Raw genomic sequence first — 24900 nt, forward strand, 5'->3', positions numbered from 1 at the left:
TTTTCTCCCGGGCTCAAGACAGGTGATGCACGTCCTGCAGCCCGTACACCGGCGTCTCAAGCCCTTCGAAGCGCGCCTTCAACTGCAGCGCCAGATACAGCGAGTAATGCCGCGACTGGTGCAGATTCCCGCCGTGGAACCACAATCCCTCCTGCTGGGTGGGCTTCCACATGTTGCGCTGCTCGCCCTCCCACGGGCCCGGGTCCTTCGTCGTTTCCGAGCCCAGTCCCCAGCATTTGCCGACCTTGTCCGCGGTCTCCTGGCCGACCAGGTCGGCGACCCAGCCGTTCATCGAGCCGTAGCCGGTCGCGTAGACGACCACGTCGGCTTCCAGCTCCGTGCCGTCTGACAGCACCACCGAGTTCGCGGTCAGGTGGTCGACCTGGCCGTGCGCGAGCTTGATGCTGCCGTTGGCGACCAGTTCCGACGCGCCCACGTCGATGTAGTAGCCGGAGCCGCGGCGCAGGTACTTCATGAACAGGCCGGAGCCGTCGTCGCCCCAGTCGTGCTTGAAGCCCGCCGCCTCGAGCCGGGCGTAGAAGTCCTTGTCGCGCTCGTGGATCGCCTGGTACACCGGGATCTGGAACTCCGGCATGATCCGGTACGGGATCGACGCGAAGATCAGGTCGGCCTTCTCGGTGGTGACGCCCGCGGCGAGCGCACGCTCCGAGTACAGGTCGCCGAGGCCGAGGTCCATCAGCGAATCCGACTTCACGATGTGCGTGGACGAACGCTGCACCATCGTCACGTCCGCGCCGTGCTCCCACAGCGCCGCGCAGATGTCGTGCGCCGAGTTGTTCGAGCCGACGACAACCGCCTTCTTGCCCGCGTACGCGTCCGGTCCGGGGTGCTGCGACGAGTGGTGCTGGTCGCCCTCGAACTCGTCCATGCCGGGGAACGACGGCAGATTCGGCTTGCCGGACATCCCGGTCGCGAACACGACGTGCCGCGGCGTGAGAACCACCTGCTCGCCGTCGCGGTCGACCGTGACGTGCCACTGCTTCGCGTCGTCGTCCCACACCGCGGAGGTGACCGCCGAACGCGTCCAGTACGGCACCTCCATCAGCTTCGTGTACATCTCGAGCCAGTCGGCGATCTTGTCCTTCGGCGCGAACACCGGCCAGTTCTCCGGGAACGGCAGGTAAGGCAGGTGGTCGTACCAGACCGGGTCGTGCAGGCAGAGGTTCTTGTACCGCTTGCGCCACGAATCGCCGGGCCGGTCGTTGCGCTCCACCACCAGCGACGGCACGCCGAGCTGGCGCAGCCGGGCGCCGAGCGCGATCCCGCCCTGCCCGCCGCCGATCACCACGACGTAGGGCTGCCGGCCGTAGCCGAGCGTCTCCTGCTCCTCGGCCCGCTTCTCCGCCCACGACCGGCGGCCGCGGACCACGCCGTGCTCGACGCCCTTGGGCCGCCGTTCGCGCTGCGACTCCTCGAAGCCCTTCAGCTCGCGCAGGCTGGTGAGCAGCGTCCACGCGCCTTCTTCCTTCAGCCGCAGATGCCCTTTCGCGCGTCCGGCGGCGGTCTCGAACTCGATCCACGCCTCGGTGACCCCGCCGGCCTCGGTGGCCGGTTCGCTCGTGCGGAAGCCGCTCGGATCGGTCGTCTCCAGACAGCCGCCGAGGAGGCCGGCGATCCCGTCGCGGCCCTCGACGGTCTTGAGGTTCCACGTGAACGAAACCAAGTCGCGCCAATAGGAATCGACGGCGAACAACGCCGAGGCAGCCTCGATGTCGCGAGCGGCCAGCGCGGCCTCGAACCGGGCCAGCCAGTCCTCGACCCGGGCCTGCGGCGTGCTCGCCTCCGCGATCCGGTCGACTGTCTGTGTCATCGCTACTCCTCGGACGTCGCTGTCGTGGGTGTAGCGCCGATCACACTCCTCCGGCGCAGGGCGCGGCAAGGGTTGCAGCGTGTTGCACGCGCCCGGTACGTGGAAACATCGGCGCAGGTCACCTACGCTGGGCGGCTAGCGCGACGGTGCGGGAGGTGACTGTGGTGGTGCACAGTGCGGTGCCTCCGGGCCGCAACCTGCCCACCCACGCCCGCGACCTGGTCCGCATGCACGAGGCCGTCATCGGCGGCAGCCGTCCCGCGGTGCCGCCGCGTCCGCTGGTCTCGCGTTCCTGGTCCCGCGTGCTGAGCCTCGGCCTCACCGCCGACGGGATGAACGCCCGCGATTCGGTGCCCGGCGACGAGATCGAACGCCGCAGGCACGGCTCCCCGCTGCGGCACGTCATCGAAGACCTCCGCCAGGTCGTCGGCGCGACCTCCGATTCCGCGCACATGCTGCTGGTAGTCACCGACGCCGACGGCATCATCCTGTGGCGCGAAGGCTCGTCCGCCATCCGGCGCAAGGCGGACACGCTGGGCTTCACCGAAGGCTCCGAATGGACCGAATCCCGCGTCGGCACGAACGCGATCGGCACCGCCCTGGCCGAAGCCGCCCCGATCGAACTGCTCGCCGGCGAACACTTCGAACAGAACCAGCACCCGTGGTACTGCACCGCCTCGCCCATCCACGACCCGCGCACCGGCGAACTGCTCGGCGTCATCGACGTCAGCGGCCCCGCGCTCACCCTCCACCCCGCCATCGGAGCCCTCGTCGAAACCGGCAAGCGGCTGGCCGAATCGCAACTGTGGCGCACCCACCGCCAGCGCCTCGAACGACTGCGCCAAATGGCTGAACCTGTCCTCTCCTCCGGCCCCGCCCTGGTCGTCGACGAGGACGGCTGGGTCGCGCACAGCGTCGGCGTCTCCGCGGGCGAACGCATCGCCGCCCCCCAAGCGGGCCAGGTCGTCGCCGTCCCCGGCCTCGGAGCCTGCCTCCCCGAACCCGTAGCCGACGGCTGGCTCGTCCGCCCCGCCGACACCGCCCGCACCGTCCGGCTCGACCTGGACCTCACGCCCGCACCCCTGCTGAGCCTCCAAGCAGGCGACACCGGCTGGCGCCGCCCGATCACCAAACGCCACGCGGAAATCCTGGTCCGCCTGGAAAAGGCCGGCCGCGACGGCCTGTCGGCGGTCGCGCTCAGCCACGCCCTCTACGGAGACGCCGAACACCTGGTCACCGTCCGCGCCGAGGTGTCGCGCCTGCGCCGCCTGCTCGGCGCCATCGTCGACACCCGCCCCTACCGCCTGGCCGAAGGCGTGCGCATGACTGTCCACGCAGGACAGTGACCAGCGAAGTCCGGTAAACCGGGCCCCCCGTGCGACGTCGCCGAGGCATCCGCTAATGTTTACGACACGTTGCACAGCAGCAAGCGCGATTAGCTCAGCGGGAGAGCGCTTCCCTGACACGGAAGAGGTCACTGGTTCAATCCCAGTATCGCGCACTCCAGTCCACCCCAGGCTGGTGCGTTGCACAACGGGCGATTAGCTCAGGGGGAGAGCGCTTCGTTCACACCGAAGAGGTCACTGGTTCGATCCCAGTATCGCCCACTCGACTCGAGGCGAGCAGGCCCGCACAAAGCGCGGGCCTGCTCGTCTCGTCGTGTTTTCTGGGGGTGCAACCCCCAGGCCCCGCCCGGAGGGGCTTCGCCCCCCGGACCCCCCGTCGCGTGTGGTTCCGTCGGTCTTGTCGGTGCTGGTGTGGGTCAGGCGCGGGGGTTTGTTTTGGTTGCGGCGGTGTGTCGGGTTTTCTTCGTGCGGGCGTGTTCGGCTAGCAGGGCGAGGGTCTGAGGGGACGCGGAGAAATCGGCTAGGCGTCGCTGCATCCAGTCGCTCGCTGCGGACAGGGCGGCGGCGTCCGGGGGCTGGCCGTTTTCGATGTCCAGCCACAGTTGCCAGTCTCGTACTCGTTGGCGGACGAACGCGCGGTCGTTAGGCGGTGCTAGGCGGTCTGCTTCGGTGACGATGTCTGCCGCTTGCTGCTGGAATTTGGTCGGGTCTGCGGTTTTTTCTGCGATGTGGTCGAGCAGGTTCACTATTGCGGTCTTGGCTGTCAGCGGTTCCGGGTCCCGTGCCAGCACTGCTGCCAGCGCTCGAAGGTCGGTGCTGTCCGCCGCGATGACGCGGCGGTAGGCGGCGGAACGGACGTGCTCGTCCGCGATCGCGGCGTCGACATCGACGTCGGTCAGCTCGGCGGCCGCGAACAAGGCGCTCAGGTCGGCTCGCAACGTCGTCACTTCGTACGTCCTTCGAGCACGGCTTGGCCGGTCAGAAGCTCCAGGGGTCGGGGTGCGGGGTTCTGGTGGGGTCCGCCGACCAGATGAGGCGGGTTTCCACGTCGGGAGCGGCCAGGGTCCGCAGGCGGTCGGCCGCCCATTCGTTCCAGTAGAGCTTGGTCGACTGCGGAACCCGGAAAACCGGGAGGCCGGAGGGCACCGCGTCGGGGCGGAACACCGATTTCCGGATCACCCCGTCCCATTCCGGCTCGGACGACTCGCCGAGATCCAGGCAGTCGACGACCTGCTCGACGAGAAAGAGGAACCACTCGTCGCTTTCCTTGCCGTCGACAATGAGCGGCAGCAAGCTTCCGGAAGCCTCGAAATCGGCGCGGAACTCGTCGGCGACGCGGCGGCCGACGATCGGAGCCTCGTCCGCGCCCGGCGAGAACTCGACCGGCCGCCAGCCCGGGTCGCCGACCCACTCCGCGACGATCCCGCGCGGATAGTCGTCCGGGGAGCCCGACAGCATCCAGCGGACGACCTTCGTCAGCTCGCCCCCGATGGTCAGCGCGCGATACTCCCCGCGGGCTTCGCTCACGCTCGGCAGCAGGCGGCACACCGCCCGGCCACGTGGGATGTCGGCCATCACGCGGTCCAGTATGCCCCAGGCCCCGGCGCGCCGCTGGAAAGCTCGCCCAGCACCGATTTCCCGATGCCGCGCAACTCGTTCCGCAGCAGCCCGCCGATCGCGGTCTGGCTGAGACCGCGCGCCTGGCCCTGTGCGACGACGCCCTGCAGCCGGTTGTAGACCTTCTCGTGAAATCCGCCGCGGTGGGTGTAATTGTGCGGCGTCGGATGCCCCAGCGGAATGCCGTTCGCCGGGTCGTTGATGTCGACCTTGTGCGCGTCCAGCAGATCCCGGCTCTTCGCGCCCCACGCCCACTGGTTCTTGGTCCCGCCCGACGGCACGATGTGCGCCGCCGCCTCCCCCGGCGCGGGAGCGCGCCCCTCGGCCGCCATGTTGTTGCGCAGGATCGCGGCGTTCTGCTTGCACGTCAGCAATCCGAGATAGTCCAGCCACGCCATCGGGTTGATCGCGTACGAACGCTGGTTCGGACCGCCGGCGAGACCGAGCGGGTCGGCGCTGGCGTACTCCGCGGTGGCCGGGTCGTAATGCCGGAAGTAGTTGTAGTGCCAGCCGGTTTCGGGATCGAAGTACTGCCCGGGGAACCGCAGCGGCGTGTCGGCGGTCGAGTCCGGGGCCCGGCTGGTGACGCCCCACACGGTGCGCCGCGCGTGCCACGCGACGGCGCCGCTCTCGTCGACCAGTTCGGTGGGAGTGCCGAGCACGTCGGTGACGATCGCGAAAAACCGTTCGTCCACCACATGTTGCGGAGCGTCCGCCGCCGTCCGGCGTTCGACCTGGCTCACCGGACGCACCCCGTCGCGGTCCCAGGTCGTGGTCGTCACGTCCGGACGGTCGACGGCACGAGTGCTCTGTTCGACGAGATGCACGCCGTCCCAGGCGAAAACGGTTTCTTCGGCCACGCTCACGCCGTCCGGGCCGAGCCGTTCCTTGGCGATCCGCCGCCCGAGCGGATCGTGCCGGTAGCGCCACCTGGTCCCGTCCGGGGTCGTCACGCCGGTCAGCCGGTCGTCGGAATCCCAGGTGTAGCTCCAGACCCGCCGCTGCCCGGACAGCGTGCGGCTGGAACGTTCGACGATCCGGCCCTGCGCGTCGTGCCGGTAATGCACGGCGCCACCGCGGCGAAGGACGACGCCCGCGTATTCGCGACCGCCCTGCGGGGCAGGGTCCTGATCCGGCCACTCGGCGCTGCTGACATCGCCGAATTCGTTGTAGGCGTAGCGTTCCGTCCATCCGGCCCCGCGCACCGCGGTGACGCGTCCCCAGCGGTCGAGGTCGTACTGCCGGGCACCGGCGAGTTGGTCCTGAATACTGGTGACGACGCTGTCCGCGCGGTAGTGGTAGGCGCGCCGCTGACGCGACCGGGCGGAGGCGTCGGTGACCTGCTGCCCGACGAGGCGGTGGTTCGCGTCCCAGCTCTGGTTCACCATCGCGCCGCCGCCGAGCTGACGGCGGACCTCGCGACCGGCCGCGTCGTAGCTGAGCCGGACCGTGTGGCCGTCGGTGCGGACCACCACCGGCTGGTCGTTCCCGTTGTACTCGCAGCCGGTCCGCACCCCGGCCGGGGTCACACGCAGGATCCGCCTGCCGAGCAGGTCGTACCCCGATTCGACGGCCCGGCCGTTGCAGCTTTCCCTGAGCACCCGCCCGAGCGCGTCCCGCTCGAGGACCAGTTCGGCGTCCGGCCCGGCCGCCCGGACCAGCTGATCGGCCGCGTCGAACTCGTACGTCGTGACCCGGCCGCCGACGCTCTTCTCGATGACGTTCCCCCGCGCGTCGTGGCGGAACGTCATGACTTCGCCCGCTCCGTTCGTCCGCGCGATCAGCTGGCGGGCCGGGTCGTAGGCATAGGACGACGTCCGCCCGCCGAAGTCGGTTTCCGAAACCAGGTTGCCCGCCGCGTCGTAGTCGTACCGCCATACTCGGCCGAGGGCACCGGTGACGGATAGCAGGCGCAGTTCGGTGTCGTACGCGAATTCCAGCCGGGACCCGTCGACGTCGATCTTCGCGGACGGCGAGTCGAAAAAGGTGTACTCGGTACGGATGGTCTGGCCGAGCGCGTCGACGTAAGCGATCTCGTTGCCCTCGCCGTCGTACCGCCAGTGTTCGGTGGTCCCGTCCGGCTGCGTGCAGGACAGCAGCTTGCCCTCGACCGTCCAGGAGAACCGGGTGATCCCGCCGAGCGGATCGGTGACCGTGCTGATCCGGCCGAACACGTCGCGGGTGTAGCGGGTGGTCGCGCCGAGAAAATCCGTGACCGCGACCGGTTGGCCCGCCGCGTCGGATTCGACACGCCGGGTCTGGCCGAGCGCGTCGGTCAGCCCGGCCGGATGCCCGCGGCTGTCGAGGTGGTACCGGGTGACCGCTCCCGCGGGATCGGTGACGGCGGCGAGATTGCCGCGTTCGTCGTACTCGTTGCGCCACACCGTCCCGTCCGGCCCGGTCAGCACGACCGGCTGGCCGTCGCTGTCATATTCGGCGGTCGTGGTCCGGCCGTCCGGGTCGGTGACGGCGATCAGCCTGCCGTCCTCGTCATAGCGGAACCGCGTCGTCTGCCCGAGCGGATCGGTGCGCGACAGCAGCCGGTCGTACCGGTCCCGCTCGGTGACAACCGTGTGTCCCAAGGGATCGACCGCGCGGACGAGCTGCCACGCGTCGTTGAAGTGGTAAGTGGTGACCTGTCCCAGCGAATCGGTGTAGGTCGTCGTCCGGGCCGCCGAGTCGTAGCCGATGGAACAGGCCAGCGCGCCACCGGTGCCGTCGGTGCGGATGCAGCGGCCGAGTTCGTCGAAAACGTAGGCATACCAACGGTCGTTGCGATCGGTCCACTTGACCACGCGCCCGTGGCTGTCGTACTCGAACCGGACCGGCAGACCCGAGGAGTTGAGGATCTCGGCCAGCCGGCCCGCGTCGTCGTAGCGGTAGCGCACCAGGTCGATCCCGGCCCCGGCGTCCGGGCCGAGCAGGCGAAGCCCGGTCACCAGCCCGTTGCCGCTGTCCACCGCGATCCGGTACCCGCCCGAATGCCGGAGCAGAGTCGGGACGCCGTTCTCGTCGCGGTCGACGTCGATCCGGTCGCCGTTGCGGTCGGCGATCGACGCGAGCGGCAGCACGGTGATCGCGCCGGCTTGGTGCGAGGGCGAGAAACTCAGCGTACGGCGGAGTTCCCGGCAGTCGATCGCGTAGCCGCCGTCCGGCGTGCGCGCCAGCGGCCACCGCGCGCCTTCCTCCGGCAGCACCGGCGAACCGTCCTCGGGCGGGACCGGGTACGCAAGCAGCACGCCGTCCGGGGCGGCGTACCAGATCCGCGTGCCGTCCGACTCGAGCCGCTCGTCCAGCGTCGAGGCCCAGGACGGACCGAAAAACCGGCCGGCGCGGTAGGAGGACAGGTGCGCCCTGGTCACCACGAGCGGCAGCGCGCCGGGCAGTTCGACGTCGGTCTGCACCATCAGCATGTCGCCGGTGGCCAGGTCGATCGGGTCGCCGCCCTCGCATTTCCCATCGTTGGAGCGGCCGTCCTTGCGCGGCTCGCCGTTCTCGTGCACCGAGCCTTCGCCGTCCGGATTCCCGGTGCGCGCCTCGCTCGGCGAGGTGTGCCCGTCCGGCGCGGCAGCGGGATCGTCGGCGTGCGCGGCCTGCGTTCCGTCGCCGCCGGGTTCCTTGCCGTGCGGGGAAGTGTGCGGATCCTCGGCCGACGACACGTGGGTCGCGTCGCTGGCTTCGCCTCGTCCGCCGTGGAGTTCGGCCAGCACCTTCTTGATCGACGCGAAGATCTCTTCGAGCTTCGACATCAGCGGCCGCAGCTTCTCGACCGAGTTGATCAGCTTCTTGATCAGCGCGCCGATCTTCTCCAGCCACGCCGACACCTGCTCGACGACCTGCGCCACCACGACCGGCGTGCCGAGCCCGAGCGAGCACACCTCCTCCAGCGCGTCCTGGATGAAGTCGCCGACCGCCTGGGTGATCATGTCGCGGACCAGGCAGCGCACCGCGGCGGTGATCACGCCGACGACCTCGACCACCGTGCTGATCGTGTTCGCGCACGTCGCGGCGGCGTTGATGTGGTCGATCTTCTTGCCGATATTGGCCCGGTACGCGTCGGCCGCCGCGCCCTTCCAGTTCGCGGTGTCCTTCTGCACGGTCGCGGCGAGGTCCTTCGCCGCCTGCTGCGTGGCCTGGCCGACGTTCTTCCAGGTCTGCGAGTACGCCGAGATCTGGTCGCCGTCGCCCGCCAGCTGGTTCAGCGCGTCCTGCAACGGTTTGACGTGCTCGATCAGCCAGTTCAGCCCGTAGGAGATCAGCGTGCCGACCGGGTTCATCGCCATGGTCAGCATGTCCAGGCCGGTGCCGAGCGCGGCGATCCCGCCTTCGATCCACGAACCGGACTGCACCCCGTCGTACACGCCCGCGGCGTCGTCGAGGACGTTGATCCCGCTGTGCCAGGTGGTCGAGTCCTGCCGCTGCGCCACCAACGGGTTGCTCACGAGAGCTTCTTCCCGAGGCCGTTGATGGTCTGCGTGTGGTTCTGCTCAGCGGTCTGATACGTCGTCACGGCCTGGTTCACCGTTTGCGCCACCTGGCCCATCGCCTGCTGCGCCAACGCCAGCGTCGCCAGCCCGGGCGCGCTCACCGCGAGCACGATCGGCACGAACAACGGCCCGGTGATCAGGCCGTACGCCTGCACCCCCACCGTCACCTGCTCCGCCGCGGCCAACGCCTGCCCGAGCGTTTTGCCGACCTGCTCCACCGCTTGCGCGTGCTTGGCGAGATCGTCCGGATGGACCTCGTAGCCGCCGGAACCGTCACCTGCCATCGGATCATCCCCGTGTCATGAAGGACTGGCCGAAGCCGTCGTCGCCGTCGTCGGAGTCGCCGGGCGGCCTGCGCACCGGAGGCGGCTTCGGCGCGGATTCCTCTTCGAGGCCGCCGAGATTCCGGACGTTGCGGTCCTCGCCGGGATCCGGTTCCTCCGGCTCCGGCTCGGGAAACTTGGCCCGGTAGTTGCCGACGATCGTGTCCATCGTCTGCCGGTCGTCGCCGATCGTCTCCGCCATGACCTCGCCGAGCCGGTCCGGCAACCGCGCCTGCGCGCGCCGCAAAGTCGTCAGCACCGCAGCGGCGACCTGCGCCCCGGAGCATTCCCGGACCTGATCGGTGATCCGCAGATCGGTCACGTTCCCCGCCGAGTCGACCGTGACCGTGACCAGACCGTCCTTGCCCGTCTCGGTCACCGAGACCTGCCCGACCGCGGACTGCATCGCTTGGTACCGCTGGGCTTTCTGCTTCGCCTCGGCCACCATCCGGTCCACGCGCGCCGCCGCGTCGCCGGCGTCACCGGACAGCGGATCGCTCATCCCCGCATCCCCCGTTCCCCCGGTTTTCGGACCCACCAGAGGAAACCACCGGCGTTCGAGGCACATGGTTCGCGCAGGGCAAGTTAGCTCGAATAGCCGAGCCGTTATGAGCGGTTAACTCGCCATTTGCCCGGAATGCCCGGCAACCGGCCCCTCGGCGTGACGGGCGGGTGGCGTCCGGATTGCCGGGATCCGGCGCGGTCGCGGCGAACCGGAAGTATTCACCCGCGCGCCAGATCCGGGACACTCGGCTCGTTCATGATCTCCCCCGGGCGAGCGGCGGCCGGTAAATCCGGGCGACCGCTGTCTCGCCGCGAGCACATGGAGGAACACGACATGGCGGGTACGAGTCGCCGGAACTTTCTCGGCATGGCGGGCGCTTCGCTCGCCGGGGCGGCGGCCGGAGGGCTGCTGCCCGGGTCCATCGGGAAGGCGCTCGCGGTCGAACCGGCCCGCCGCTCGGGGACCATCGAGGACGTCGAGCACGTCGTCGTCCTCATGCAGGAGAACCGGTCCTTCGACCACTACTTCGGCACCATGCGCGGCGTACGCGGCTACGGCGACCCGCGGCCGCACCTGCTGCCCAACGGGCGGCCGGTGTTCTACCAGCCGCCGGCGAAGACGCGTACTTCCCGCTACAACGGCCGCGGTCTGCCCGACGACGCCGAGTACGTGCTGCCGTTCCCGCTCGACGCCCTGCGCACCAGCGAGCACATCGCCGGCACCGACCACAGCTGGGGCAGCGGCGAGCCGCTCTGGAACGGCGGACGCTATGACGGCTGGGTGAACGAGAAGCAGGACGTGTTCACCATGTGCTACCAGCAGCGTTCCGAGCTGCCTTACCACTACGCGCTGGCCGAGGCGTTCACCATCTGCGACGCCTACCACTGCTCGGTTCCCGCCGACACCGCGCCGAACCGGATCATGCTCTGGTCGGGCACCATCGACACGCAGAACCGGCTCGGCGCCAAGCCGAACGGTCCCGGTCTGGACGAGCGCGCGAACACCAACGGCTACACCTGGACCACCTACCCCGAGCGGCTGCAGAAGGCCGGCGTCACCTGGAAGCTTTACCAGGGCGGCAGCGGCATCCCGGGCGAGCCGACGGACAACTACACGGACAACTCCCTCGAGTTCTTCGCGCAGTACCACCCGCAGGAGGGGGCGTCCGGCCCGCTGGTCGAGCAGGGCGTTTCGACGCACACGCTCAAGGAGTTCCGCGCCGACGTGCAGGCCGGGAAGCTGCCGCAGGTCACCTGGATCGTCCCGCCGTACAAGTACAGCGAGCACGCCGCCGCGTCCGCCAGCGACGGCGCGTACTACCTGAACCTCGTCCTCGACGCGCTCGTCTCGAACCCCGAGGTGTGGAGCAAGACCGTCTTCTTCGTCAACTACGACGAGAACGACGGCCTTTTCGACCACGTCGTCCCGCCGATGCCGCCGCTGCTGAACCAGCCGGGCACGGACGGCCTCGTGTCGCGGGCGCTCTCGGCCAGCCTCGCCGACGAGTTCCTCGACTTCGACAAGCTGCGCCCGAGCACCGGAACCGGCCCGAGCGGCCACCGGCTGGCCGGCAAGCACCCGGCCGGGCTCGGTTCCCGGGTGCCGATGTTCGTCGTGTCGCCGTGGTCGCGCGGCGGCTGGGTCTGCTCGGAAACCTTCGACCACACGTCGGTGCTGCGTTTCCTCGAAGCCCGGTTCGGCGTGGCGGAGCCGAACATCAGCGCGTGGCGCCGGTCCGTCTGCGGCGACCTCACCTCGGCGTTCGACTTCTCCCGCCCGCAGACCAAACCGGTCGTCACGCCCACGCCCGCCCCGCTGCCGAGCAAGAACCAGCCGTTCTCGGTGAAGCTGCCGCAGGCGATGCCGAAGCAGGAGCCGGGCGTCCGTCCCGCACGGGCGTTGCCGTACCGGTTCACCACCGCGCTCGCCGGAAAGCGCGACGGGCACTCGGTTTCGGTGCGGTTCGCCAACGACGGCACCGTGGGCGCACACTTCTACGTCTACGCGCACGGCGACTCGCCCCGCCGCTACACGGTCGCCGCGCATGACACCCTCACCGACACCTGGGACGGCGCACCGGGCACCGACGAGCACGGCAACTACGACCTGCGCGTCACGGGCGCGAACGGTTACCTCGCGCAGTTCACCGGCACCACCGCGGACACCACCGAACCCGAGGTCTCGGTGTCCACGAACAACTACGGTGCCCCGCTGCTGACCCTGACCGTCACGAACCCGGGCCGGCAGCGCCGGAAACTCAAGCTGCGCAACGATTACAGCCGCGGTGCCGCCCGCACGATCGTGCTCGGCCCGGGCGAAACCCGCCGGGTACCGTGCGAAACGGCCTCCGCGTTCGGCTGGTTCGACATCTCGCTGACCGACCCCGCCGCGCCGGGCTACCTGCGCCGGTTCGCCGGACACAACGAGACCGGCCGACCGAGCTTCAGCGACCCGGGTCCGCAGCGCTGATCACCGCTGCACACGTTCGCGCATAACGGAAACGCCCGGCCGGGCAGTCCTGGCCGGGCGTTTCCGCGTGCCGAGCGCTTCGTCGCTTGAGCCGGGTCACGCCCGGCGCGGGCGGATCGCGCAGGCTCTCCGCTGACGAAGCGGCTAAAGTCCGGCCATGAAGCGCGCATCGGCGGCCGACGGGCTCGACCTCTACCTGCCCGTGTCCACCACCCGCCCAGCGCACGCGCTCGAAACGGCTTTGCGCGCCGCGGTCGTCGACGGCCGTCTCCCGGTGGGCACCCGGCTGCCCGCCTCGCGCGCACTCGCCGCCGACCTCGGCATCGCCCGCAGCACTGTCTCCGAGGTCTACTCGCGACTCGCCGCCGAAGGCTGGCTGGAAAGCCGCGTCGGTGCCGGAACGTGGATCGCCGGGTTCCCTCGGCAGGCGCAACCGGCTGCCGCGCAACAACAATCGCCGCCGGAATACGAACTTCGCGGCGGCCTCGCCGACGCCGGCGACTTCCCGCGCAGCCAATAGAGCGCGCAAACCCGGCGGGCGCTGTCGGAAATGCCGGTCTCCGCGTTCGCCTACGCACCGCCCGAGGGAGTGCCCGAACTCCGCGACACCCTCGCCGGATACCTGGCCCGCACGCGCGGCGTCACCGCGGGGGACATCGTGATCGGCAGCGGCTTCGGCGACCTGCTTTCGTTGACCTGCCGCAGTATTCGCGCGCGCGGCGGCAAGCGGATCGCCGTCGAGGAGTACGGGCACGAACGGCACCGGCGCATCATCGCCGAGTCCGGTTTGGACATCGTCCCGATCCCGGTGGACGCGGAAGGCGCGGACCTCGACGGCACGAAGGCCGACGCGGTCTTCCTCACCCCGGCCCACCAGTTCCCGACCGGCGTCCCGCTCTCCCCGGAACGCCGCCGAGCCGCCGTCGAATGGGCCAATGCGCGCGACGCGCTGATCCTGGAAGACGACTACGACGGCGAATTCCGCTACGACCGCCGCAGCATCGGCGCGCTCCAAGCCCTCGCGCCGGATCGCGTCGTGTACCTGGGCACGTCGAGCAAAGCCCTCGCCCCGGCCGTCGGCGTCGCCTGGGCCGTGACCCCGCCCGACCTCCTCCCCGAGTTGCTCCGGCAGCGCAGCCTCAGCGGCGTCACGCCCAGCGGTCTGCACCAGCAGGTCCTCGCCCGTTTCCTCGATTCCCACGAGTACGACCGCGCCGTCCGCCGCCGCCGCGCCACGTTCCGGACGCGCCGCGAACTGTTCGCCCAGCTCCTCGCCGAACGCACTCCGGACCTGCGGCCCGGCGGTCTCGCCGCGGGTCTGCAGTGCCTGGTCGAACTCCCGAACGCAGCCGCCGAGGAACGCGCGCTCGCCGCCGCCCGCCAGTTCGGCGTCGCCCTCGAAGGACTCGCCGACTACCGCGCCCCCGGCGGCAACCCGGACCGCGCGGGAGTCGTCATCGGCTACGGCGCGGTGTCGTCCGCCCGCGCCACGCGCGCCCTCGCTTTGGCCGCCGACGCGCTGGCAAATGGTCTGAGTTATTAGCGTCAGATTGGCCGGGAACCCGGTCCATTTGAGACCTAATCTAGGTCCATGACAACGACGATCCCGATCCCCCAGCGCCTCGATTTCGACGCGCTGGCCCCGATTTTCTCCCGTGCGATGAGCACTTTGGACGACGCCGCGACCCAGCAGCTCGACCACGCGGGCATCGACCCGGGCCTGCGCGAGTTGGTCCGCCTCCGCGCGTCCCAGATCAACGGCTGCGCCTACTGCGTCGACATGCACTCGCAGGCCGCGCGCAAGGAAGGCGTCACCGCTCAGCGGGTCGACGCTCTCGCGGTCTGGGCGGAATCCGGCCTGTTCACCGCTGCCGAGCGGGCCGCGTTCGCGCTCACCGAGGACGTCACGCGCCTCTCCGAGACGCACGTGCCCGAGTCGACCGTTTCCGAGGCCGTCGCGGCATTCGGCGAGGAAGGCGCGGCCGCGCTGATCGCGCTCATCACCGCCATCAACATGTGGAACACGGTCGGCGTCTCGACCCGGTGCTGGTCGGTCAGCCCGGCATGACCAGCGCGCGCACGGCGATCCGGCGGCTCGCCACCGCCCAAGCTCTGACCTCGGCGGGCGACGGCGCGGTACTGGCCGTGTCCGCCGTCCACTTCACCACCAGGGTCGGCCTGCCGGCGGGCATCGTGGCGCTCGGGCTGTCACTCGGCGCCGCGACGAGCCTGACCACCACCGTTCCGTTCGGAACGCTGCTGGACCGGATCGGGGCCCGCCGCGCACTCGCCGCGGCGACCGTCGCCGCGGTCGCAGGCCTGCTGCTGTTCGCCGTCGCGCACACTGTTCCGCTGTACATCGCCGCGTGCGCGCTCTTCGCCTGCGGGCAGAGCGCGCTCGCGGCGGGCCGCCAAGCCGTCGTCGCGACGGTGGTGGCTCCCGAAGGCCGCGTCCGGGCCCGCGCCCTGCTGCACACCGCCGTCAACATCGGCATCGGCGCGGGCTCCGGCGTCGGCGCACTCGTCCTGGCCGCCGGAACCAACGCGGTCACCGTTTTCCTCGTCGACGCCGGATTGTTCGTCTTCGCCACCGCGCTGTACCTGCACGCCGGACCGGACGCGCCCACCGAACGCCAGACCGGCTGGCCAGCCTTGCGCGACCGCCGTTACGTCACCCTGACGCTGCTGGCCGCGATCACGCAGCTGACCATGCCGATCCTCAGCGTCACGCTTCCACTGTGGATAGTCACGCGCAGTTCCGCTCCACAATGGACGTCCGCAGTGGTGCTGCTGGCCAACACCGTCCTCGTCGTCCTGCTCCAACTGCCGATCAGCCGCCAGGTCCGCGACGCCCGCACCGCACGCCGATCCCTTGCCGTGGCAGGCATCTTCCTGATCGCCGCCTGCTCCGTCTTCGGCTCGCTCAGTGCTTCAGCGCACCCGGTAGTCCTGGCACTCGTCGGCGCACTCCTGCTCACCCTCGCCGAAACAACCGCCTCCGCCGGTGCCTGGCATCTCGCGTTCAGCCTTGCCCCCGAAGGACATCAGGGCCAGTACCAAGCGCTGTTCGCCACCAGCACCGCGCTCGCCCGCATCACCGGACCGATCGTGCTGGTCCCGCTCGTGCTGACGTTCGGCTTCCTCGGCTGGACGCTCGCCGGGCTCGGGATGCTGGCCGCGGCCGCCGCGCTGGCGGCCATGGCCGTCCCGCGGCGGAGCCCTCAGCGGAAAGCCGACTGCCCGGTGATCGCCTGACCCACCACCAGCGTGTGCATCTCGACGGTGCCCTCGTAGGTGAGCACCGATTCGAGGTTGTTCATGTGCCGGATCACCGGGTACTCCAGCGAAATCCCGTTCGCGCCGAGGATCGTGCGCGCGGTGCGGCAGATCTCGATCGCCTCGCGGACGTTGTTCAGCTTGCCGAGGCTGACCTGTTCCGGTCGCAGCACCCCGGCGTCCTTGCGCCGTCCCAAGTGGATCGCCAGCAGCAACGCCTTCGTGTACTCGAGCGTCATGTCGACAAGTTTCTGCTGCGTCAGCTGGAACGCGGAGATCGGCTTCCCGAACTGCGTGCGCTCCTCGGCGTAGGACATCGCCGCCTGCAAGCAGGAACGCGCCGCGCCCACCGAGCCCCAGACGATGCCGAAGCGGGCTTCGTTGAGGCAGCTCAACGGCCCCTTCAGCCCGGTGACCTCCGGCAGCACCGCGTCCGCGGGCAGCCGCACGCCGTCGAGGACAAGCTCGCTGGTGATCGAAGCGCGCAGCGACAGCTTGTGCTTGATCTCCGGCGCCGAGAAGCCCGGAGTGTCCGTGGGCACCACGAAGCCGCGCACGCCCTTGTCGGTCTGCGCCCACACCACGGCGACGTCGGCGACGCTTCCGTTGGTAATCCACATCTTCCGGCCGTCGAGGATCCAGTCGTCGCCGTCGCGCCGCGCGCGGGTGCGCATGCTCGCCGGGTCCGAGCCGGCGTCCGGTTCGGTCAGCCCGAAGCAGCCGATCGCCTCGCCCGCCGCCATCGACGGCAGCCACTGCTGCTTCTGCTCCTCCGAACCCCACTTCCAGATCGCGAACATCGCGAGCGATCCCTGCACCGACACCAGCGAGCGGATGCCCGAGTCGGACGCCTCCAGCTCCAGGCAGGCCAGGCCGTACTCGGTCGCCGACATCCCGGCGCAGCCGTAGCCCTCCAGGTGCATGCCGAGCACCCCGAGCGAGCCGAGGTCCTTGGCGAGACCGCGGACGTCGGGCAGTTCGCCGCGCTCGAACCAGTCGCCGACGTACGGGTCGATCCGGTCGGCGCAGACCCGGCGGACCGCGTCCGCGATCGCCTTCTCGTCTTCGGTGAACAGGTCGCCGAGCCCGGCGGGGTCGCGCGGATCCAGCGGCGGCAGGGACTTCGTGGCGCTCATTTCTTCTCCTCTGCGAGCCAGCGGCGAATCTCGTCGCTGTGCTGCCCCAGCCGGGGCGGGGCGGTGTAGCGGGCGACCGGCGTCTCCGAATAGCCGATCGGGTGACGGACCTGGGGCGGCGAGTCGCCGACCGGCACGGTGGGCGCGAGGCCGAGCGATTCCGCGAGCTTGAACCCGTCCGCGAGATCGCCGACCGCGCCGGCGGGCACGCCGACCTCGGTCAGCCGCGCGGCCCACGCCGCCACCGTGTCGGTGCCGAGCTGCCGTTCGAGCGCGGCGCGCAGCTCCGGACGGTTGCGCACGCGTTCGGCGTTCGTCGCGAACCGCTCGTCGTCGGCCAGCTCCGGAGCGCCCAGCACCTCGGCGAGCTTGCGGAACTGCCCGTCGTTGCCGCAGGCCAACGCGAGCACGTCGTCCTTGCAGCGCAACGTTTCGTACGGCGCGATCGACGGATGCGCGTTGCCCATCCGCTGCGGCGCGCGTCCGGTCGTGAGATACGACGAGGCCTGGTTGGCCATCGAACCGAGCAGACTGGACAGCAGATTCACCTCGACCCGCTGCCCCCGCCCGGTCTGCTCGCGGGCCCGCAGCGCGGCGAGAATGCCGATGGTGGCGTCCTTCGCGGCGAGCACGTCGACCAGCGCGACGCCGACCTTCGCCGGTTCGTCGGTGCCGGTGACGCTCATCAGACCGCCCATGGCCTGCACGAGGAAGTCGTAGCCGGGCAGGTCCGCGTCGCCGCCGAAGCCGGAAACCGAGCAGTACACGATGCCGGGATTACCCACGCGGACGGATTCGTAGTCGAGCCCGCGCCGTTGCAGCGCGCCGGACCGGAAGTTCTCCACGAGCACGTCGGCGCGCTGGGCGAGTTCGCGCGCCAGCACCAGGTCGTCCGGATCGCCGAGGTCGAGCACGACGGACTGCTTGGACCGGTTGGCGCATTCGAAGTACGAGCTGGAGTGCGCGGTCCACGGCGGTCCCCAGCCGCGCGTGTCGTCCCCGGAGCCGGGCCGTTCGACCTTGATCACCGTCGCCCCGAGGTCGGCCAAGTTCACGCACGCCAGCGGACCGGCCAGCACCCGGCTGAAATCCGCGACGACGACACCGTCCAGTGGCATGCTCACGAGCGCACCTCCTCGCTACGCATACTGGCATCGAAATACGTATTTACGCAACCCGCAGGTCCGGGTAGAGTTCCCGATCACCCGAGGAGAGAAAGCACCGATGCCGACGCACCCCACGCCGGACGGCCGCCCGAGGCCGCACCACCGGATGATCGACCGGGTGTCGACCATCCTGGAGCGGGCCGCGCGCTCCCGGAACGGGGTCACGCTCACCGAGTTCGCACGCGAGCTCGACGCTCCGATGAGCTCGATCCAGGGCCTGGTCAACGGCCTCGTCGCCACCGGCTACCTCGACGAGCACGACCGCCGCTACTCCCTCGGCCCGGCCCCGTTCCTGCTCGTCCGACTGGTCGGCCGCCCCACCGTCACCACGGTGTCGCACGAGGACCTCGAAGCGCTGCACGAGGAAACCGGGATGACCGCGGTGCTGGCGATCATGGTGGGCAGCGACCTCTATTACGTCGACTACGCCTCGCACGACCCGCGGTACGCGTATCTCGCCGAAGGTTTCGTGCGCCGCTCGCCGATCCGCACGTCCACCGGCTGGATCTTGCTGGCGGCCATGGAAAACCGGGACCTGTGGCCGCAGATCGGCGCATTGCCGCCCGCGGATGCCGAACTGGTCGAACGCTTCGTGCAGGACCTGACCCGGATCCGCACCGAAGGCCTGGTCGCCGCGCCGAGCGCATCGACCGAGGCGGACGGCGTGTCCGTCGCCGTGGTGGAGGACGGCCGGACCGTCGCCGCGGTCGGGATCATGGGCAGCCACGCCGAAGTGGCCGAGCGCAAGGACGAGCTGATCAAAGTCCTTACCCAGCACCGTCGTGAGTGGCAAAGCCGGTTCTAACCGGTTTCAACGCTCACGATCGCCGTCAGCACGCCGCCGTCCGGATCCAGTTCGCGTTCGACCTCCGCCAGCCGGGCCGTCGCCCGCTGATGCGCACTGCGTCCGCGCGGCGCGAGATACACCCGGACCCGCCGCCGGTCCTCCGCGTCGACCTCGCGGTACGCGGCCGCGGTGGTGACCAGCCGGTCGACCACCCGCGTCAGCGTCGGCCCGGTGACCAGCGTGCGCCCGGCGAGTTCGGTCATCGTGAGCCCGTCGCCGGCGGCGAGCGCGTCCAGCACCAGCCAGCCGTCGAGCGACAGCCCCTCCTGTTTGAGCAGCGGCTCGATCCGCAGGGTGACCGCGCGTGCGGTGCGGGTGAGCGCGCGGATCAGCGACGCCTCGGCCGCCTGTGCCTGCCTCATCTCGCCCGCCCTCGTTCCGCCCTTGCGCAAATGCCTCCGCATTGTAAGACTTTCAAATGGAAGCAAGTCAACCGGCAAAGAAGCCCGGAGCCGGCATGGGACTCGGAGTCGCCAGCCGCGCGAGCGCGTTGCGCGTCGCGCTGGTCGTCCCGCTGCAGGGACCGGCGGGCCTTTTCGGGCCCTCGTGCGAGGCGATCAGCGAACTCGCGGTCCGGGAACTCAACGACGCGGGCGGGATCCTCGGTCGCGAGGTCGCGCTGGAAGTCGTCGACGGCGGCGCTCCCCCGGCCCAGGTCGCCTCGGCCGTGCGCCGGCTGGTCGACGCGGGCGAGGTCGACGCGGTCACCGGTTGGCACATTTCCTCGGTCCGCAACGCTCTCGCGCCGGTCCTCGCCGACCGCGTTCCGTACGTGTACACGTCGCTCTACGAAGGCGGCGAAAGTCGTTCTGGCATCTACTGTTCCGGCGAAATCCCGCGTGTGCAGATCCAGCCCGCGCTGCGGTGGCTGCGCGACAACTGCGGCGCGCGCACCTGGTTCGTGGCGGGCGACGATTACGTGTGGCCGCGCGGTTCCGCGGACGCGATCCGGCGCTACGCAAGGGAACTCGATCTCCAGATCGTCGGCGAAGCATTCGTCGGACTCGGCTCGGGCGACATGGCCCGGCTCGTCCGGCGCGTCGAAACCTCGGCGTGCGACGGCGTTCTGATGCTGTTCGTCGGGCAGGACGCGGTCCGGTTCAACCGCCGGTTCGCCGCGCGCGGCCTCCACGAGCAGATGCTCCGGTTCAGTCCGCTGATGGAAGAAAACATGCTGCTGGCCAGCGGAGCCGAAGCGACCCGAAACCTCTTCGCGTCCGCCGCGTACTTCCGCTCCCTCGTCACCGCGGACGCGATGGACCTGCTCGGCCGCTACGTCCGCCTGCACGGCCCGGCCGCGCCGCCGCTCAACAACGCGGCCGAATCCTGTTACGAGGGCTTGCATACGCTCGCCGAACTCGCCCGCCGGGCAGGCACTCCGGACATGCGCGCCTTCAACGCCGCGATCGACGGCGTCGCCTACGACGGACCGCGCGGCACCGTCGAATTCCACGGCCAGCAAGCCGCCCAGCACGTGCACCTCGCCGCCGCGCAAGGCTGCGACTTCGATCCGATCACCCGGCTCTGACCCGTCCCGCTCCGCTCTTGACGCCCGCCGTCCGCCCATTTATTTTCACTTGACAGTATTTCATCTGGTACCAACTGAGGAGCGTGCGATGAACAACGTCGGCCTGCTCTACGTCGGGGCGGTACTGCTGGTCAACGGGCTGATGCTGCTCGGGCGCGTGCCCGCGCGGTCGGCCGCCGCGCTGAATCTGTTCGTGGGCGGGCTGCAGTGCGTGACGCCGACGGTGCTGATCATCCAGGCGCACGGGGATTCCGAAGCGATCCTCGGCGCGTCCGGGCTGTTCCTGTTCGGCTTCACCTACCTGTACGTCGGGATCGCGAACCTCGCCGGGCTCGAACCCGAGGGCATCGGCTGGTTCTCGCTGTTCGTCGCGGGCGCCGCGATCGTGTACGCCGGCCTGGCGTTCTGGCGGCAGGACGATCCGGTGTTCGGCGTCATCTGGCTGTCCTGGGCTCTGCTGTGGGGCCTGTTCTTCCTCGTGCTCGGGCTCGGCCGCGAGGAGCTGACCCGGTTCACCGGCTGGACGACCGTCCTGCTGAGCCAGCCGACCTGCACGCTGCCCGCGTTCCTCGCGCTCACCGGCGGCTACCGCTCCACCGCGACCGCCGCCCTCATCGCGGCGGCGATCGCGATCCTGCTCGTCGCCCTCGCCGCGGTGCTCGGGTTCCGCGGCCAGCCCCGCTCCGTCCCCGACCGCGCCGCGGCCGCGGCCTGACCCTCCACCAGAAGGAGAAATCCCATGCGACACGGTGACATTTCCTCGAGCCCGGACACGGTCGGCATCGCGGTCGTGAACTACAAGATGCCGCGGCTGCATTCGAAGGCCGAGGTGCTCGACAACGCGCGCAAGATCGCCGACATGGTGGTCGGCATGAAGAGCGGCCTGCCCGGAATGGACCTCGTCGTGTTCCCCGAATACTCGACGCAGGGGATCATGTACGACGAGCAGGAAATGTACGACACCGCGGCGACCGTCCCCGGCGAGGAGACCGCGATCTTCTCCGCCGCCTGCCGCGAAGCCGACACCTGGGGCGTTTTCTCGATCACCGGCGAGCAGCACGAGGACCACCCGAACAAACCGCCGTACAACACCTTGGTGCTGATCGACAACCACGGCGAGATCGTGCAGAAGTACCGGAAAATCCTGCCGTGGTGCCCGATCGAGGGCTGGTACCCGGGCGACCAGACGTACGTCACGGACGGTCCGAAGGGGCTCAAAATTTCGCTGATCATCTGCGACGACGGCAATTACCCGGAAATCTGGCGGGATTGCGCGATGAAGGGCGCCGAGCTGATCGTCCGCTGCCAGGGTTACATGTACCCGGCGAAGGACCAGCAGGTGCTGATGGCGAAAGCCATGGCGTGGGCCAACAACTGCTACGTCGCGGTCGCCAACGCGGCCGGATTCGACGGCGTGTACTCGTATTTCGGCCACTCCTCGATCATCGGTTTCGACGGCCGGACGCTCGGCGAAACCGGCGAGGAAGAATACGGAATCCAGTTCGCCCAGCTGTCGCTCTCGGCGATCCGGGACGCCCGCGAGTACGACCAGTCGCAGAACCACCTGTTCAAACTGCTGCACCGCGGTTACTCGGGCGTGCACGCGGCCGGTGACGGCGACAAGGGCGTCGCGGACTGCCCGTTCGAGTTCTACCGCACGTGGGTCACCGACGCGCAGAAGGCGCAGGAAAACGTCGAGGCCATCACGCGCAGCACGATCGGCGTGGCCGAATGCCCGGTCGGCCAGCTGCCCGCGGAAAAGACCAAGCAGGCCTGATCCCCCGCTGGCTGCCGGTTTTTCGGTTCAGGGAAAGGACACCATGCCGTTCATCACCGACAGGTACCACGACCAGAACCGGAACCGGCAGCCAGCCGCTCCGGCCGCCGCCCCCGCTCCGTCCACTCCGGACACTCCCGAAGCGCTCGCACAACACCTGCGCAGCCGCGTCCTGGGCCAAGACCCGGCCATCGACGCCGTCGTCCGCGCGATCACCCTGGCCCGCGCAGGCACGACGGAACCCGACCGTCCCCCCGCGACAGTTCTTCTTTTGGGCCCCACCGGCGTAGGCAAAACCGAACTGGTCCGCCAGGTCGCCGCCACCCTGCGCTCCGGCCCGGACGACCTGTGCCGAGTGGACATGAACTCCCTCGCCCAAGAGCACTACGCAGCCTCCTTCAACGGTGCTCCGCCCGGATACGCGGGAAGCAAGGAAGCCTTCACCGTCTTCGACCGGTCCACTGTGGAAGGTGACCCGTACACCCCAGGAATCGTCCTTTTCGACGAGGTGGAGAAAGCCCACCCTACTGTTCTGCGCGCCCTCCTGGGCGTACTGGACAACGGAATCCTCCGCCTCGCGAACGGTCAGGAGAAAATCTCCTTCCGCAACAGCTTCGTCTTCCTCACCTCGAACCTGGGCTCAAAGGAACTCGCCCGCCGCCGAGGTTCCCGCTGGCGCTCGCTCCTGGACCGCGGCCACACCCGCCGCACCGTGGTCGACAAAGCCCTCCAGTCGTTCTTCGACCCGGAATTCCTGAACCGCATCGACGAAACGGTGATCTTCGACGAACTGGACCGCACCACCATCGAACAAGTCGCCCGCCTCGAAACCGACCTGCTGCGCACGAGACTCCGCCGCCGCGGCGTCGACCTCCAAGTAGACGACTCCGCCGTCCACCTCCTCGCCAATCAAGGCTTCGACCCGATATACGGCGCCCGCGGCCTGCGCCGGACCCTGCGCACCCACCTGGCCGCCCCGGTAGCTGCGGAAATCATGCGCGTACGCCCGACCGGCACCGCCCCGCTGCGGATCACCGCAACCGCCTCGGCCGGATCCATCCGCGCGACCGCCACCGATCCCGCGCCTTGACACCGCGCAACCACCTCAGCCGGAACCCACCCGCACCACCACCACCGACCCAGAGCCCTGACGCCGCGCAACCACCTCGACCGACGCCATCCGCACCACCACCGATCCAGAGCCTTGACACCGCGCAACCACCTCGACCGGAACCCACCCGCACGACCGCCACCGCCCCAGAGCCTCGACATCGCGCGACCACCTCAGCCGGAACCCACCCGCGCCACCGCCACCGATCCGGAGTCTTGACGCCGCGCGACCACCTATCTAAGTTCTCCGGACATAGGACGTCGGACATCCCATGTCCAGAGCGAGAGGCGGTCCCCCGGTGCTCCCGAGAACAGTCACGCTTGCGCTCGCCGCAACCCTCTTGAGCCTCACCCCGACCCCGCCCGCCCACGCGAGCGGCAGCTGCACGTCGTCGACCCCGTTCGTCTCAGGCGCCGAGGGCTACCACACCTTCCGCATCCCCGCGGTGGTCCGCGCAGCGAACGGCTCGCTGATCGCCTTCGCCGAAGGCCGCCGCGACTCCCCCGGCGACTCCGGCGCGATCCAAACCGTAGCCAAAACCTCCCGCGACGGCGGCTGCACCTGGGGCGACCTGCGGGTAGTCGACAGCAACGGCGAGGCCACCGCCGGAAACCCGACCCCCGCAGTAGCCCGCAACGGCGACCTGGTGCTCCTGACTGTCCACAACGGACCCGTCAGCGAAAAAGCCATCATGTCCGGCACCGTGTCCGCACAAGACACCCGCCGGGTTTTCGTCCAACGCAGCCCCGACAACGGCCTCACCTGGACCCCAGCCCGCGACATCACCGCCACGACGAAACTCCCGTCCTGGCGCTGGTACGCCACCGCGCCCGGCCACGCCACCGTCCTCAAACACGGCCGCCACGCCGGGCGGATCGTGGTCCCCGCCAACCACTCGAGCGCCCCGCCCGCAGGTTCCGCGGATGTGGGAACCGAAGCCAAGTACTACGGCGGCCACGACCTCTACAGCGACGACAACGGCCGCACCTGGCACATCGGCTTCACCGACGACCCGACTGACGGCGTCCTCGCCCCCAACGAAACCACCGCCACCGAACTCCCCGACGGCACGGTGTATTTCTCGAGCCGCAACCAAGGCTCGGCCCCGGAACACCGCCTGGACGCCTACAGCACCGACGGCGGCGCCACCCTGACCCGCCCCTACCAAGTGCAGCCAACCTTGTCCGGCCCGAAAGTAGAAGGCAGCGTCCTGCAAACAACGAACCGCCGCGTACTCCTCTATTCCGGCCCGTCGGATCCGGCGTCCCGTCGCACAATGCAACTCAGGACCAGCTCAGACCGCGGCAAAACCTGGCACCCGTCCACCGTTCTCGCCGACGCCCCCGCCGGTTACTCCGACCTGGTCCAAGCAGACCGTTTCACCGTCGGAGTGCTGTTCGAAACGGGCGTCACCAGCGCGTACGAAAAGATCGAATTCCACCGCTTGCCCCTTTCCTGACAGGGGTCGCCGGTAAAATCGC

The 24900-nt window shown here is 69.6% G+C and carries 21 protein-coding genes and 2 tRNA genes; 14 read left to right on the plus strand and 9 right to left on the minus strand.

Annotated elements, in window-relative coordinates; genetic code table 11:
* Window positions 1-13: 13 nt before the first annotated feature.
* Window positions 14-1831 (minus strand): flavin-containing monooxygenase, encoded by a 1818-nt coding sequence (locus DMP23_RS23315; protein WP_134663155.1) that lies wholly within the window; start codon window positions 1829-1831, stop codon window positions 14-16.
* A gap of 161 nt (window positions 1832-1992) precedes the next feature.
* On the opposite strand from DMP23_RS23315, the gene DMP23_RS23320 reads away from it, so the two are divergent.
* The 3 genes from DMP23_RS23320 to DMP23_RS23330 all read left to right on the plus strand — a co-directional run bounded on the left by DMP23_RS23320 (window position 1993) and on the right by DMP23_RS23330 (window position 3438).
* On the plus strand, window positions 1993-3177 hold the full coding sequence (locus tag DMP23_RS23320) for a transcriptional regulator (RefSeq protein WP_337824439.1): 1185 nt from the start codon (window positions 1993-1995) through the stop codon (window positions 3175-3177).
* A gap of 83 nt (window positions 3178-3260) precedes the next feature.
* Window positions 3261-3332, plus strand: a tRNA-Val gene (locus DMP23_RS23325).
* A gap of 34 nt (window positions 3333-3366) precedes the next feature.
* Window positions 3367-3438: transfer RNA gene (locus DMP23_RS23330), tRNA-Val, on the plus strand.
* 155 nt (window positions 3439-3593) lie between these two features.
* On the opposite strand, the gene DMP23_RS23335 is transcribed toward DMP23_RS23330, so the two are convergent.
* Genes DMP23_RS23335 through DMP23_RS23355 form a run of 5 tightly spaced genes read right to left on the minus strand, consistent with a single transcriptional unit; the run spans window position 3594 to window position 10106 of the window.
* On the minus strand, window positions 3594-4124 hold the full coding sequence (locus DMP23_RS23335; protein WP_337822507.1) for a hypothetical protein: 531 nt from the start codon (window positions 4122-4124) through the stop codon (window positions 3594-3596).
* A 31-nt stretch (window positions 4125-4155) separates the two neighbouring features.
* Complete coding sequence (locus DMP23_RS23340) at window positions 4156-4752, minus strand: hypothetical protein (RefSeq protein WP_043829480.1); 597 nt, start codon at window positions 4750-4752, stop codon at window positions 4156-4158.
* On the minus strand, window positions 4752-9236 hold the full coding sequence (locus tag DMP23_RS23345) for a DUF6531 domain-containing protein (RefSeq protein ID WP_337822508.1): 4485 nt from the start codon (window positions 9234-9236) through the stop codon (window positions 4752-4754). Before DMP23_RS23345 ends, DMP23_RS23340 begins: the two co-directional genes overlap by 1 nt.
* Window positions 9233-9565, minus strand: coding sequence for a type VII secretion target (locus DMP23_RS23350; protein WP_134729508.1), 333 nt, complete (start codon window positions 9563-9565; stop codon window positions 9233-9235). Before DMP23_RS23350 ends, DMP23_RS23345 begins: the two co-directional genes overlap by 4 nt.
* Before the next feature lie 4 nt (window positions 9566-9569).
* Window positions 9570-10106 (minus strand): YbaB/EbfC family nucleoid-associated protein, encoded by a 537-nt coding sequence (locus DMP23_RS23355; RefSeq protein ID WP_337822509.1) that lies wholly within the window; start codon window positions 10104-10106, stop codon window positions 9570-9572.
* A 336-nt stretch (window positions 10107-10442) separates the two neighbouring features.
* On the opposite strand from DMP23_RS23355, the gene DMP23_RS23360 reads away from it, so the two are divergent.
* From DMP23_RS23360 to DMP23_RS23380, 5 genes are all read left to right on the plus strand, one after another.
* Window positions 10443-12578 (plus strand): phosphocholine-specific phospholipase C, encoded by a 2136-nt coding sequence (locus DMP23_RS23360; protein ID WP_337822510.1) that lies wholly within the window; start codon window positions 10443-10445, stop codon window positions 12576-12578.
* A gap of 157 nt (window positions 12579-12735) precedes the next feature.
* Window positions 12736-13098 (plus strand): winged helix-turn-helix domain-containing protein, encoded by a 363-nt coding sequence (locus DMP23_RS23365; protein WP_337822511.1) that lies wholly within the window; start codon window positions 12736-12738, stop codon window positions 13096-13098.
* 30 nt (window positions 13099-13128) lie between these two features.
* Complete coding sequence (locus DMP23_RS23370) at window positions 13129-14121, plus strand: aminotransferase-like domain-containing protein (protein WP_337822512.1); 993 nt, start codon at window positions 13129-13131, stop codon at window positions 14119-14121.
* Window positions 14122-14169: 48 nt separating this feature from the next.
* On the plus strand, window positions 14170-14646 hold the full coding sequence (locus tag DMP23_RS23375; protein ID WP_337822513.1) for a carboxymuconolactone decarboxylase family protein: 477 nt from the start codon (window positions 14170-14172) through the stop codon (window positions 14644-14646).
* The gene (locus tag DMP23_RS23380; RefSeq protein ID WP_337822514.1) at window positions 14595-15833 is read left to right on the plus strand and encodes an MFS transporter; all 1239 of its coding nucleotides are present in this window, start codon (window positions 14595-14597) and stop codon (window positions 15831-15833) included. The genes DMP23_RS23375 and DMP23_RS23380 overlap by 52 nt, the downstream gene beginning before the upstream one ends.
* On the opposite strand, the gene DMP23_RS23385 is transcribed toward DMP23_RS23380, so the two are convergent.
* Window positions 15800-16990 (minus strand): acyl-CoA dehydrogenase family protein, encoded by a 1191-nt coding sequence (locus DMP23_RS23385; RefSeq protein ID WP_037814134.1) that lies wholly within the window; start codon window positions 16988-16990, stop codon window positions 15800-15802. The genes DMP23_RS23380 and DMP23_RS23385 overlap by 34 nt on opposite strands.
* Window positions 16987-18108: a CaiB/BaiF CoA transferase family protein gene (locus tag DMP23_RS23390; protein WP_337824440.1), complete on the minus strand. Its 1122-nt coding sequence runs from the start codon at window positions 18106-18108 to the stop codon at window positions 16987-16989. The genes DMP23_RS23385 and DMP23_RS23390 overlap by 4 nt, the downstream gene beginning before the upstream one ends.
* A gap of 106 nt (window positions 18109-18214) precedes the next feature.
* On the opposite strand from DMP23_RS23390, the gene DMP23_RS23395 reads away from it, so the two are divergent.
* The gene (locus tag DMP23_RS23395; RefSeq protein WP_037814136.1) at window positions 18215-18961 is read left to right on the plus strand and encodes an IclR family transcriptional regulator; all 747 of its coding nucleotides are present in this window, start codon (window positions 18215-18217) and stop codon (window positions 18959-18961) included.
* On the opposite strand, the gene DMP23_RS23400 is transcribed toward DMP23_RS23395, so the two are convergent.
* Entirely contained in the window at window positions 18958-19365 is a 408-nt protein-coding gene (locus DMP23_RS23400; RefSeq protein ID WP_337822515.1) for a MarR family winged helix-turn-helix transcriptional regulator, read from the minus strand. The genes DMP23_RS23395 and DMP23_RS23400 overlap by 4 nt on opposite strands.
* A 95-nt stretch (window positions 19366-19460) precedes the next feature.
* Here DMP23_RS23400 and DMP23_RS23405 point away from each other — a divergent pair, with 95 nt between their 5' ends.
* The 5 genes from DMP23_RS23405 to DMP23_RS23425 all read left to right on the plus strand — a co-directional run bounded on the left by DMP23_RS23405 (window position 19461) and on the right by DMP23_RS23425 (window position 24878).
* Window positions 19461-20531 carry a substrate-binding domain-containing protein gene (locus DMP23_RS23405; RefSeq protein ID WP_134663163.1) on the plus strand — a complete coding sequence of 357 codons (1071 nt, stop codon included), beginning with the start codon at window positions 19461-19463 and terminating at the stop codon, window positions 20529-20531.
* 88 nt (window positions 20532-20619) lie between these two features.
* Window positions 20620-21246 carry an AmiS/UreI family transporter gene (locus DMP23_RS23410; protein WP_037814139.1) on the plus strand — a complete coding sequence of 209 codons (627 nt, stop codon included), beginning with the start codon at window positions 20620-20622 and terminating at the stop codon, window positions 21244-21246.
* Between the two features lie 24 nt (window positions 21247-21270).
* The gene (locus tag DMP23_RS23415) at window positions 21271-22308 is read left to right on the plus strand and encodes an aliphatic amidase (RefSeq protein ID WP_037814141.1); all 1038 of its coding nucleotides are present in this window, start codon (window positions 21271-21273) and stop codon (window positions 22306-22308) included.
* A 43-nt stretch (window positions 22309-22351) separates the two neighbouring features.
* Complete coding sequence (locus DMP23_RS23420) at window positions 22352-23398, plus strand: AAA family ATPase (protein WP_337822516.1); 1047 nt, start codon at window positions 22352-22354, stop codon at window positions 23396-23398.
* Between the two features lie 319 nt (window positions 23399-23717).
* Window positions 23718-24878: a sialidase family protein gene (locus tag DMP23_RS23425; RefSeq protein WP_337822517.1), complete on the plus strand. Its 1161-nt coding sequence runs from the start codon at window positions 23718-23720 to the stop codon at window positions 24876-24878.
* The last annotated feature ends 22 nt before the right edge of the window (window positions 24879-24900 follow it).

Origin of the sequence: Amycolatopsis sp. A1MSW2902 (assembly GCF_017312175.1) — a bacterium.
Taxonomy (GTDB): Bacteria; Actinomycetota; Actinomycetes; order Mycobacteriales; family Pseudonocardiaceae; genus Amycolatopsis; species Amycolatopsis nivea.